The organism is Nitrobacter sp. Nb-311A, from assembly GCF_000152905.1.
Lineage (GTDB): Bacteria > Pseudomonadota > Alphaproteobacteria > Rhizobiales > Xanthobacteraceae > Nitrobacter.
Genome location: NZ_CH672417.1, coordinates 103,889 through 115,373, shown reverse-complemented (window position 1 = coordinate 115,373; position 11,485 = coordinate 103,889). Strand labels below are relative to the sequence as shown.

Sequence of the window (11,485 nt, the reverse complement as noted above, 5' to 3'; positions counted from 1 at the left end):
GGATGTTGACCATTGACGACGGACTTGCTGGTTGATCCTTCGATTCGAGAGCGTTTTCGAGCGAAGTGGATACCGGTTCGCCAGGAAGCTCGCCTGAATGGGATGCGACGTCGGATCGCAGAACATGATGCAGTTCGTCTTTGGTGTCAGGCAGGGAGCGGGCGACACCGGCATGAAGAGATATGGGCCGCCCGGTCGCGCGATCCGATGCCAGCCCCCATCGGTTAGTAGGTACGCTCTTTGCCGCTGTTGACGTCGATATACGTGGTCCCGAGAGCTTCCTTCGGTCCGGTGCCGTAAGCGTAGTTCGGCGACGGGGTCTGATAGCCTACCGGCGGTTGCGTCAGTTTTTCACGGTCGGGCTCGCCCGTGAACGGGGCAGTCTCCGTTTTGTTGCCGCCGAATAGATTGCTGAGCTTGCCCGCGAAGCCGAGTTGCGAGGGGCTGAGTGACGGATTCACATTATCCGCCGTGCCCAACGGACGCATCTCTGTTTGTTTTGTGGCGGTGATCGGTGAACCATTCGGCGCGAGCTTGCTCGGCAAGATCGATTGTCCGCCTAACGATTGTCCGCCTTGCCAAGGCAACGGTTTGCGATCCTTCCTGGCGGCGGCCGCCTCCCTGCGACGTTCGACGTCGGGGTCCTTGGGCCAGTTCGGGTCTCTAACTTCAGCCGCGCCCGAGCCCGGCGGCGGCAACTCGGTGCTGGGTGGAATCACCAGAGGCGACCGCTCGCGATACTCGATGCTTGAGTTATCCATATTGGTGGCGCCCAGCCCGTGCATGATTTTCGTGATGATTTTCTCTTCGAAGGTCGCGTTATCATCGTCCTGGGCGCGGGCCATGCCGGCCGACAGCACGACGGCGACGCCCGTGGCAACCGCGGCCAGGCGAACGCCGCGCAGCAGCATTGCCGCGGCCTTGAGCACATCCCAACCGTTTCGTTTGGTGTTGCGCATCGCGTTCATCCTGTTCAGCTTTTCAGCGGATCGCAGCAAAGGCCGCTATCCATCCCGAGCAAGCCCCTATCGTCGGTGATCAGGGCGCTTTTGCGGCGGAAGTCCCGAGGAAGGAATCATACAACAGGGCTATCACCCCGACAACGATTGCCACATCGGCAAGGTTGAATACATACCAGCTATAGGTTTTACCCGCGAACTGCACGTGAAACAGGGCAAAATCCATCACCGCGCCATAGACGAAGCGATCGATGGCGTTGCCGATGGCTCCGCCGATAATCAGCCCGAGGCCAATTGTCGCCATGCGGCTATGCGACCGCGCCATCCAGATCGCCAGCAGCACCACTGCGACGGCCTTGATCGCAAGCAGGATCGCGGCCGCCACGGGACTGTCAGTTTGGAACCAGCCATAGCTGATGCCCGTGTTCCAGGCCAGCACCAGATCTAAGAATGGCGTGACGCTGACGGCGCCGCGATGGCCGATATCGAGCACAAACAGGAGCCAGAGTTTGGACGCCTGGTCGGCGATCAGCGCCGCGACGGCCGCAACGATGCCGGAGCGCAAAGCGGGGGTCACACGGTGACTCCCAGCGCCTTCCACTCCCGCAGCGCCTGGGCGTCGCGTGGCGATACGTCGGGATACTCCCTGTCGCTGCCGACGGTCGGCAGGATTTTCCACGACCGGGCGCACTTGGCGCCCATGGCTTTCTCGACCACCACGGCGACGCCCGGGACGTTCGGCAGACGGAACGCGCCGGCCGGGGCGTCGCCCTCGCGCACTTCAAAATTCGACGTGATGCAGATTTCTGCAAGATCGACGTCGAACAATGTGCCAAGCATCGTGCGGTCGGCGACATAGATGACCGGCGAGGCCTCGAGCGAGGAGCCGATCCGCTTGGCGGCGCGTTCGAGTTCCAGCGCGCCGGTGACGACGCTGCGCACGGCGCGGACAGTCTCCCATTTCGCGGCCAGCGCGTCGTCGCGGAAATTGTCGAAGCTCTCCGGGAACAGCGTCAGATGCACCGACGGCTCCGCATCCGGCCGGTACAGCCGCCACGCCTCTTCGGTCGTGAACGAAAGCACCGGCGCCAGCCATTTCAGGATGGCGTCGCAAAGTTTGTCGATCACGGTCAGCGCGGCTTTGCGCGCTGTCGATGACGGCGGTTCGCAATAAAGCGTATCCTTGCGGATATCGAAGTAGAACGCCGACAGTTCGGTGTTCATGAAGGCCGCGAGACTTGCGACCACGGTCTTGTAATCGAACTCCGCATAGGCCTTGCGGATGATGTCGTTCTGTTCCGCAAGCTGATGCAGCATCAGGCGCTCAAGTTCGGGCATGTCGGAGAACGCGACCGTGTCGTCGCGATCGAAGTGATGCAGCGTGCCGAGCATCCAGCGGATGGTGTTGCGCAGCTTGCGATAGGTCTCGATGGTGTTCTTGAGAATCTCGGGGCCGATGCGCTGGTCGTCGGCATAATCCGTTGCGCAGACCCACAGCCGCAGGATGTCGGCGCCGGAATCCTTGATGACCTTCTGCGGATCGACGGTGTTGCCGAGCGATTTCGACATCTTGCGACCGTTCTCGTCGAGCGTGAAGCCGTGGGTCAGCACCACGTCGTAAGGCGCGCGGCCCCGGGTGCCGCAGCTTTCCAGCAGCGAGGAATGAAACCAGCCGCGATGCTGGTCGCTGCCTTCCAGATACATCACCGTATCCCGTCCGCCGTCGGCCTTGCGCTTGATGTCCTTGAGGCCGGGAAAATGCACCGGATCTTCCAGCACGAAAGCGTGCGTCGAGCCGGAGTCGAACCAGACGTCGAGAATGTCGTCGACCTTGGTCCAGTCCTCGCGCGCTCGCTCGCCCAGGAAACGCTCGCGCGCGCCCTCGGCGTACCAGGCGTCCGCGCCTTCCTTCTCGAAGGCGTCGGCGATGCGCTGGTTGACGGCGTCGTCGATCAGGATTTCGGCGGAGCCATCGCCTTTCTCGCGCACGAACACCGCGATCGGCACGCCCCAGGCGCGCTGGCGGGAGATCACCCAGTCGGGACGGTTGGCGATCATGCCGGTGATGCGCCTCTCGCCAGCCGGCGGCACCCACCGGGTGACGCTGATGGCCTGCAACGCATGGGCGCGGAGGCTTTCCACCCTCCCCTGGAGGGGGAGGGTCGACGCCGAAGGCGTCGGGGTGGGGTGGTTGGCTGTCGCTTCACCCCCACCCGCCGCTGCGCGGCGACCTCCCCCCTCAAGGGGGAGGTGAAAAGGACGATCCATCGCGATGAACCACTGCGGCGTGTTGCGGAAGATCACCGGCTTCTTCGAGCGCCACGAATGCGGATACTGATGTTTCAGCCGTCCGCGCGCCAGCAGCATGCTGCGTTCGACCAGCGCCTTGATGACGGCCTCGTTGGCGTCGCCTTTGTTACCCTTGTCGTCGATCACGCGCTTGCCTTCAAAGCCGGGTGCCTGCGCGGTCAGCGCGCCGTTCTCGTCGACGGTGTAGGGAATTGCGGGATTGAAAGGTCTTCCGTTCAAGACCAGCGAGCCGATCTTTGCATCAAAACCGTACTCGCCCGGCATATGATGCAACTTTCTTGTCCAGACATCATAGTCTTCCCGGCCGTGGCTCGGCGCGGTGTGGACAAACCCGGTGCCTGTATCATCAGTGACGTGATCGCCATCTAGCAAAGGCACGGGAAACTCATAGCCACCGCTCAATCCCTTTAAGGGGTGATCGCATGTAATGACTAGGTCTGCTGGACCGTCGTCAAACACAACGTCACTTAATCTCTCATATCCAGTCACTCTCGCTTGCTTGAAGACATCTGATGCCAGATTGTCGGCAAGAAGATAGCGGTCTCCCACTTTCGCCCAGTTGTCCGGCAACGACTCCGTCACCTCATAGAGACCATACCCGATGTCAAGCGAGAAGCTAACTGCGCGATTCCCTGGAAGCGTCCACGGTGTGGTTGTCCAAATAACGACGGAGCTTTCAAGAAGTTGATTCCGAAGTTTTTCTTTTTGCTGAAGTATTTCAGACGTGATTTGTTCGTGCGGATATAGCCTGACGTCAGTGACCGGAAACTTTACCCACACAGTATCGCTCGTGTGGTCCTCATACTCGACCTCGGCCTCCGCCAGCGCGGTCTTCTCCACCACGCTCCACATCACCGGCTTGGAGCCGCGATAGAGCGTGCCGTTGGCCGCGAATTTCATCAGCTCGCGCGCGATCTGCGCTTCGGCCGGATAGGTCATGGTGGCGTAGGGATGATCCCAGTCGCCGATGATGCCCAGACGCTTGAACTCCTCGCGCTGCACGTTCAGCCACTTGTCGGCATAGGCGCGGCATTCCCTGCGGAACGCGACCATCGCCGCCGGATCCTTGAAGTTCGGCTTCGTCTTGCCCTTGGAGCGGTAGTTCTCCTCCTCGATCTTCCATTCGATCGGCAGGCCGTGGCAGTCCCAGCCCGGCACGTAGTTGGAATCGTGCCCCAGCATCTGCTGGCTCTTGGTGACGACATCCTTGAGGATCTTGTTGAGCGCGTGGCCGATATGGATGCTGCCGTTGGCATAGGGCGGGCCGTCGTGCAGCACGAATTTCGGCCGTCCTTTTGCGCGCGAGCGAAGCTGGCCGTAAAGATCGATATCGGTCCAGCGCTTCAGGATGTCCGGCTCGCGCTGCGGCAGCCCGGCGCGCATCGGAAATTCCGTCTGCGGCAAAAAGAGGGTTTTGGCGTAATCGGGGGCGTCGGACTTTTTCTGCTTTTCGGTCATGGCGGGGTGAATAGCGTGTTTTGAAGGGGAGGGGAAATCCGGTTTGAGCGTCTTTCCCTCTCCCCTTGCGGGAGCCGAGACGAGCGAAGCTCGCTCTTAGGGTGCTGAGCGGCGTAGCCGCGAAGCGGGTGAGGGGATTCTTTATATGACAACAACCCCTCACCCGGCTCAATCTCGCTTCGCGCGATTTCGCCACCCTCTCCCACAAGGGGAGAGGGAAGAAGTCAATCCACCTTCCCCAGCATCGGAAATGCGTCGGGCGCGGCCGCGAGCATGGCCCGTGCAACGGCCGCATCATCGTCCATCTGACGAACCAGCGTTTTGATGCCATCGAACTTCAGCTCGTTGCGAATAAAGCCGATGAAGGCGACGTCCAGCATGGTTCCGTACAGGTCGCCCTGGAAGTCGAACAGGAAAACCTCGAGCAGCGGCGCGCCGTTGTCGAATGTCGGACGGCGGCCGAAGCTCGCAACGCCGTCGAAACGCCGGTGATCCTTTCCCTTGCCGCACCCGACGCGCACGGCATAGATACCGTGCCTGAGGCCGCAATCCGGATCGAGGCGGATGTTGGCGGTAGGATAGCCGAGGCCACGGCCGCGCTTCTCGCCGTGGATCACCTCGCCGGTCACGAACCACGGGCCGCCGAGCATCGCGGTGGCATCCGCGATCCGCGCTTCCACCAAAGCCTTGCGGACCGCGCTGGAAGAGACCGGGCGCTCCTCGATGTCGACAGGGGGCTGCACGTTCACCTCGATCCCGAGGCGCGCGGCCTCGCTGACAAGCAGGCTCGGTGATCCCACCCGGCCCTTGCCGAAACGGAAGTCGTATCCGACGGCGATGCCGCTGACGCCGAGGCGTTCGATCAGATCGTGGTGAATGAAATCTTGCGCCGTCGTGCCGGCACGCGCGGCGTCGAAAGTCATGACCACGGCGCCGTCGAGACCTGCGCCCGCCAAAAGGCGCAGCTTGTTGGTTTCGTCGGTCAGGCGAAACTGCGGGGCATTCGGACTGAAGAACTTTCGCGGGTGCGGCTCGAAGGTCACCGCAAAGGCAGGCTTTCCGCGGGAGTGGGCCATCTCGAACGCGGCCGCGATGACCGCGCGGTGGCCAAGGTGAACCCCATCGAAATTTCCCATTGCCACCACCCCTCCTTTAGGAATAGCGGCAGCGGGAGCAGTATCGCGGATAATCGTGAATCCCGAGGCCATTATCTGGGTTCATTGAGGGGTTTCAGCGGTGGACCGTGACGCCGCGGACGGATCGAAGTCAAGTTGGGGGTTGCATTCGGCGGCACCTCTCGATCGCCGGTTAACGCGCTGTTTAACGGCCGGCGCTAATCATGAGACCAGACCCGCGAGGCGCAGGACCGGCGAATACCGGATACCGCCACTCGAGGATAGCCTGCCCCGGTGGGCTATGGACGATTTCGGCACACGGCGTGCAGGGGGCTCACGATGGCGGTTGATTTATCGATGTCGGTTCTGGTCGTGGATGACTACAACACCATGATTCGCATCATCCGGAATCTTCTCAAGCAGCTTGGATTTGAAAATATCGACGATGCCAGCGACGGTTCGGCGGCGCTGAATAAGATGCGCACCAAGAAATACGGCCTCGTGATCTCCGACTGGAACATGGAGCCGATGACCGGCTACGATTTGCTCAAGGAAGTCCGTGCCGACCCCAATCTTGCGATGACGCCCTTTATTATGGTCACGGCCGAATCCAAGACCGAGAACGTCATCGCCGCCAAAAAGGCGGGAGTGAACAACTATATCGTCAAGCCCTTCAACGCCGCGACGCTGAAGAACAAGATCGAAGCGGTGTTTCCTGACAACGTCCTGGCATAAATTGCGGTTGCTGCTCGAATTGCGGTTGCTGCTCGAATTGACGTCGTTTCTATTTCTGCCGTGACGATATGTCTTCCGTCACGCCCGTGCTTGTCACGGGCATCCACGCCTCGGCTGCGATTCAGCGAGAAAGACGGATGGCGGGGACAGGGCCCGCCATGACGAATGGAAATCGCCGTGATCACTGAGACGTCTCGCAAGTGAGATCTTACCACCTCAGTTCGCGCATCAGCGCCCGTGGCGGACGGCCGAACAGCTCCTTGACCGATACCGGATCCATTTGGTCGATGCCGGCGAATTCCCCGGAATGGATGCCGCGTGTCAGAAACACCAGGTCGATGCCGAAGGCGTGCGCGCCGATGAGGTCGGTGCGCACGGAATCGCCGATGGCGAGCACCCTGTTCAACGGCGTGTCCTTGCCGCGCTGCTCTCGCGCCAGGGCCATGGCGCTGTCGTAGATCGGCCGGTGCGGTTTGCCGTAGAAGATCACGTCGCCACCGAGTTCGCGATAAAGTTCTGCGATGGCGCCGGCACAATAAAGCAGCCGGTCGCCGCTTTGAACGACGATATCGGGATTAGCGCAGATCAGCGGCAGCTTGCGCTCGCGCGCCTGCATCATCAGGGCGCGATAGTCCTCCGCGGTTTCGGTCTCGTCGTTGAAGGGGCCGGTGCAGACGATGTAGTCGGCGTGCTCGATCGGCGCGAATACCGGATCGAGGCCCTGGTGGATCGCGTTGTCGCGCTCAGGCCCGAGCCAGAAAATCGCCTTGGCCGGATGCCCGGCGAGGAAGCTGCGCGTCAGGTCGCCGGATGACGCGATGCCGTCATAGGTATCGTCCGGAACGCCGAACTTGCGCAACTGCCGCTGCACGGCGTCGGCCGGGCGCGGCGCATTGGTGATGAGAATGACGGTGCCGCCCCGGCTGCGGAAGGTTTTCAGCGCGGAACAGGCATCGGGAAACGACACCACCCCGTTGTGGACAACGCCCCAGACGTCGCAGAGCACGACATCCCTTTCGGCGGCAAGCTCGCGCAGATGGTCGATGAAACGAAGGGCGGTCATTCGCTCGGATGCTTTCAGGCAGCGCCGCCAGCGCGGCGAGCCAGAGCGGCGTTGCCGGTCATGTGAGGCGAACGTTCGGGCTTGATTGCGTCAGGTTTCAGGGCTCCGGCTTGAGCCGGCCCGGCGGTGTTGTTGGCGTGGAGCCTTGCTTTATCGGTGGCATCTTCCGCCGCATCCTGGCGCAGCGGCCGCGGCACGGCGAACAGGAAACCCTGGCCAAAGCGAATGCTGTAGTCGAGCAAGTCGACGACCGCCCCCTCGTTTTCGATCCGTTCCGCGATCAGGTCGATGCCGAACCGTCCCAGCAGGTCGGATATGTCGGCCGGATGGATATCGGAGGCCGATGTTTGTCTCTGGTCCAGCAGCAGCGAGGCGGGCATCTTGATGAAGCGGACGCCGCGGTCGGCCAGCTCGCGCGGCTCAATTCGCAGGTTCGTGACATGATCGACCGAGAACCTGTATCCGAGCTGCGTCAGCGCGGCCAGATGCTTGCGTTCGGTGATGTCGAGACGGCGCAGCGCATCGTGCTTGAATTCCAGGATCAGTGAGGGCGCCAACGCACGATTGGCTTCGAGAAGGTCGAGGCACCGCGCGAATGTCGCGGGATCGCCAAGCGTCGCCGCGGCGACATTGCAGAACAGACCGGCATCCTTATTGCGCGAGTGAAGCCGCTGCAGAACCTGTATGCAGCGGAACAAGACCGTGTTGTCCAGTTGTCCCATCAAGCCGGCGGATTCAGCGGCTGGAATGAAGTCGCCGGCTGCGAGATACCCGCCGCGAGCATTGCGCAGCCGCGTCATCGCTTCGTAGTAGCGTACCTTGCGCTGTGGAAGCGTGACGATCGGTTGCAGGAAGGTATCGACGCCGCCGGTCTCGATGGCGTTCTGGATCGTAGCCAGAATCTGCGCATCGTTGTGGATTCGTGCGGGATTGGCGGTTGCCCGGATCACCGCAGGCGCGGCCGACATCGCCCTCGCAAGAGTCTCGCGATCGGAGGGCCTGGCCGGTGGCGGCGGTTCGACCGCGGGCGCAGAAACGGCGGATGGCAGGTTCAGCAGATCGTCATGGGCGGCGACCGTGGCGGCAAGCTGCCTGACCAGCCCGCCAAGTTCGCTGATTTCGCCAAGCGCCGATTGAAGTCCGGATTGAAGGCGGTCCGAGCCTCCGGAATTCGCCAGGGCAATCTTGCTTTCGGCGGCCGCGAGGCGGCGTCCGAAATCGGAGACCTGGCGGGCAAGATCGGCGACGCCCTGCGACAGATCCGCGATCTGGCTTTGAGCATTGTTGCGGCCGTGCATCCGCACCGAGACAGCGTTGTAGAGGATGAGGACCGTCAGGACAGCCAGCGCCACGACTGCGGATTCCGACGCGCGCAGGCCGATCAGGGCATAGAGCACGACGCCCACCGAGATGGAGACCAGCACCATGCAGAGGGTAATGAAAATCGTGGAAATACGGATCATCTGGCGCAAACGCTTCCGGCGCGGAGCGATCTCCGGCGCTTCCGGTCCCTCTCACTACCATTATCGCTGATTCGGCGGATCGGTCTTCTGAAGTTGTCCGCCGAAATCGGACTGGGTCATTCAGGCGACGGCGCGAATCACCTTGGCGGCCTTGTCGACGATCTCCCCAATCTGGTCCTCGCTGACGATTAACGGCGGAGTGAGCGCCAGCGTGTCGCCTGCGATGCGCATCATCAGATCGTAATCGTGAAAGGCGGATCTCAGGGCGGCGAAGCCGCGGTCGCCGGGGCCGTTCTCGTTGGGGGCGAGCTCGATGCCCGCCGTGATGCCGACGGTGCGGATGTCCACCACGTTAGGTGCATCGCGCAGGCTCATCACCGCATCTGCGAACTTGGGTTCCAGGTTGTGAGCACGCTCGAACAGTTTTTCGTCGCGGTAAATGTCGAGGGTGGCGAGCCCCGCGGCGCAGGCCAGCGGGTGCGCCGAATAGGTATAGCCGTGAAACAGTTCCACGGCATTGGCCGGGCCGGTCATGAAGGCGTCGTGGATGGTCTTGTGCACCAGCACGCCGCCCATCGGGGCCGCGCCGTTGGTCACTCCCTTTGCAAAGGTGATCATGTCGGGCAGCACGCCGTAGCGCTCGGCGGCGAACGCGTGACCGAGACGGCCGAAGCCGGTGATGACTTCATCGAAGATCAGGAGAATGCCGTGCTTCTGGGTGATTTCGCGCAGCCGCTTGAGATAGCCTTTGGGCGCGGGCAGCACGCCGGTCGATCCGGCCATCGGCTCCACGATCACGGCGGCGATGGTTTCAGCGCCGTGCAGATTGACAAGGCGCTCCAAATCGTCGGCAAGTTCCGCGCCCCATTGAGGTTCGCCCTTGCTGAACGCCTGCTTTTCGCGATTGTAGGTGGATTGCAGATGATCGACGCCGGCAAGCAACGCGCCAAACATTTTGCGGTTGCTGACGATGCCGCCGACCGCGGTGCCGCCGAAGCCGACGCCATGATAAGCCCGCTCGCGGCCGATCAGGCGGATGCGGCCTCCCTGGCCGTTGAGCCGGTGATAGGCCAGCGCGAGCTTGAGCGCGGTGTCCGCGGCCTCCGATCCGGAATTGCAGAAGAACACGTGATCGAGCCCCTCCGGCGCGAGTTCACTGATGCGGCTTGCCAGTTCAAAGGCCTGCGGGATGCCGAACTGGAACGGCGGCGCGAAGTCCAGCGTCTCGGCCTGGCTGGCGATCGCCGCCGCGATCTCGGCGCGGCCGTGACCGGCGTTGCAGCACCACATGCCGGCGGCGCCGTCGAGGATCTTGCGGCCGTCGATGGTGATGTAATGCATGTCTTTGGCGCTGGCGAGCAGCCGTGGCGCTTTCTTGAAGGCGCGATTGGCGGTGAAAGGCATCCAGAACGCAGCAAGATCGTTCGGTACATTGAGGGCAAGGCTCTTATCTAACATCGGGGTTCCCTCTATTCTCGGCTTCTCAGCGCGTTGCGGATGACGTTCGATGCTCCCGGAGGTCGCGCAACCCAAGCGTGGGACGTCACTTCATTGCGCGGCGCCTTTCCGTGACGACTTCGGATTCGACAGGGCTATCGATCAAGCTCAACGATTTCCAGGCTCAACGATTTCAGCGTGTCCAGGGTTCAGTCATTGCTTGAATGCCTTACGGAGATATGAAGCGAACTTCTGGCGCTTGAACCACACTAGAACCTTTTGCGCGCCTGCGGAATGCAGTTTGCATCGTTATGCGCGTACTCCCGACTTGAACGACGTGTGTGTTGAAAATGCGGGAACCCTGCGAGGTTGTCAGGCGCTGGACCAACGCTCCGTCACGGGCGGGAGATATGTACCACCCATAGTTTATATGATATTAATATACACTTAATATTGTGTGGCTCAATAAGCCGCATGACAGGCTTTTTTCCGCGCTACGCCTTGGCTCTTTTGCGAATCGCACGCTGCACCCGTGCCGCGTCCGCGGTTGAGTTCGCGATGCTTTTGCCGCTGTTCCTGGTGCTGGTGTTAGGCATTGTGATGTTCGGCTCCTACCTCACCATGGTGCATGGCGTGCAGCAACTTGCCGCGGAAGCCGCTCGTTCGTCGGTTGCAGGCCTAAGCGAGATCGAGCGCGTCAGCCTTGCAGAACACTACGTTGCGACGAATGCCCGGTCTTATCCTCTGTTGCAGCCCGGCCATCTCACCGTCAGCGCGGCGACCTCTGGCAACGACGTCTTTGTCGTCACGGTCAACTACGACGCCTCCGACAACATCATCTACACGCTGCCGTTCGTGCCGGCGCCGCCCTCGACCATCATCCGCTCGGCGGCGATTCCGTTCGGCGGCTTTTGAGGAGACGCGCGATGCGAAACCTGCTTCGGC

General features: G+C 61.8%; 9 protein-coding genes. 2 read left to right on the top strand and 7 right to left on the bottom strand.

Features of this window, described 5'->3' with window-relative positions; translation table 11 throughout:
• Positions 1-224: 224 nt before the first annotated feature.
• The 4 genes from NB311A_RS11820 to NB311A_RS11805 all read right to left on the bottom strand — a co-directional run bounded on the left by NB311A_RS11820 (position 225) and on the right by NB311A_RS11805 (position 5,935).
• The gene (locus NB311A_RS11820) at positions 225-959 is read right to left on the bottom strand and encodes a hypothetical protein (protein ID WP_040675129.1); all 735 of its coding nucleotides are present in this window, start codon (positions 957-959) and stop codon (positions 225-227) included.
• Between the two features lie 79 nt (positions 960-1,038).
• Positions 1,039-1,536, bottom strand: coding sequence for a signal peptidase II (lspA, locus tag NB311A_RS11815; RefSeq protein ID WP_040675126.1), 498 nt, complete (start codon positions 1,534-1,536; stop codon positions 1,039-1,041).
• The gene (ileS, locus tag NB311A_RS11810) at positions 1,533-4,727 is read right to left on the bottom strand and encodes an isoleucine--tRNA ligase (protein WP_009798794.1); all 3,195 of its coding nucleotides are present in this window, start codon (positions 4,725-4,727) and stop codon (positions 1,533-1,535) included. Before ileS ends, lspA begins: the two co-directional genes overlap by 4 nt.
• Before the next feature lie 224 nt (positions 4,728-4,951).
• On the bottom strand, positions 4,952-5,935 hold the full coding sequence (locus NB311A_RS11805) for a bifunctional riboflavin kinase/FAD synthetase (protein WP_040674981.1): 984 nt from the start codon (positions 5,933-5,935) through the stop codon (positions 4,952-4,954).
• 246 nt (positions 5,936-6,181) lie between these two features.
• Between NB311A_RS11805 and NB311A_RS11800 the strand changes: the two genes are divergently transcribed.
• Positions 6,182-6,577 (top strand): response regulator, encoded by a 396-nt coding sequence (locus tag NB311A_RS11800; RefSeq protein WP_009798792.1) that lies wholly within the window; start codon positions 6,182-6,184, stop codon positions 6,575-6,577.
• Between the two features lie 208 nt (positions 6,578-6,785).
• Here the strand turns inward: NB311A_RS11800 and NB311A_RS11795 are convergent, their stop codons facing one another.
• The 3 genes from NB311A_RS11795 to NB311A_RS11785 all read right to left on the bottom strand — a co-directional run bounded on the left by NB311A_RS11795 (position 6,786) and on the right by NB311A_RS11785 (position 10,561).
• Positions 6,786-7,640 (bottom strand): TIGR01459 family HAD-type hydrolase, encoded by an 855-nt coding sequence (locus NB311A_RS11795; RefSeq protein ID WP_009798791.1) that lies wholly within the window; start codon positions 7,638-7,640, stop codon positions 6,786-6,788.
• A gap of 14 nt (positions 7,641-7,654) precedes the next feature.
• Positions 7,655-9,103: an EAL domain-containing protein gene (locus NB311A_RS11790; protein WP_009798790.1), complete on the bottom strand. Its 1,449-nt coding sequence runs from the start codon at positions 9,101-9,103 to the stop codon at positions 7,655-7,657.
• Positions 9,104-9,223: 120 nt separating this feature from the next.
• The gene (locus NB311A_RS11785; RefSeq protein WP_009798789.1) at positions 9,224-10,561 is read right to left on the bottom strand and encodes an aspartate aminotransferase family protein; all 1,338 of its coding nucleotides are present in this window, start codon (positions 10,559-10,561) and stop codon (positions 9,224-9,226) included.
• Between the two features lie 453 nt (positions 10,562-11,014).
• Here NB311A_RS11785 and NB311A_RS11780 point away from each other — a divergent pair, with 453 nt between their 5' ends.
• Positions 11,015-11,455 (top strand): TadE/TadG family type IV pilus assembly protein, encoded by a 441-nt coding sequence (locus NB311A_RS11780; RefSeq protein WP_009798788.1) that lies wholly within the window; start codon positions 11,015-11,017, stop codon positions 11,453-11,455.
• The last annotated feature ends 30 nt before the right edge of the window (positions 11,456-11,485 follow it).

Bases quoted from the DNA above. Each gene is read 5' to 3' on its own strand.
- NB311A_RS11795 (WP_009798791.1), bottom strand. From the start codon at position 7,640: ATGACCGCCCTTCGTTTCATCGACCATCTGCGCGAGCTTGCCGCCGAA.
- NB311A_RS11780 (WP_009798788.1), top strand. From the start codon at position 11,015: ATGACAGGCTTTTTTCCGCGCTACGCCTTGGCTCTTTTGCGAATCGCA.
- NB311A_RS11790 (WP_009798790.1), bottom strand. From the start codon at position 9,103: ATGATCCGTATTTCCACGATTTTCATTACCCTCTGCATGGTGCTGGTC.
- ileS (WP_009798794.1), bottom strand. From the start codon at position 4,727: ATGACCGAAAAGCAGAAAAAGTCCGACGCCCCCGATTACGCCAAAACC.
- NB311A_RS11785 (WP_009798789.1), bottom strand. From the start codon at position 10,561: ATGTTAGATAAGAGCCTTGCCCTCAATGTACCGAACGATCTTGCTGCG.
- NB311A_RS11800 (WP_009798792.1), top strand. From the start codon at position 6,182: ATGGCGGTTGATTTATCGATGTCGGTTCTGGTCGTGGATGACTACAAC.
- NB311A_RS11820 (WP_040675129.1), bottom strand. From the start codon at position 959: ATGCGCAACACCAAACGAAACGGTTGGGATGTGCTCAAGGCCGCGGCA.
- NB311A_RS11805 (WP_040674981.1), bottom strand. From the start codon at position 5,935: ATGGCCTCGGGATTCACGATTATCCGCGATACTGCTCCCGCTGCCGCT.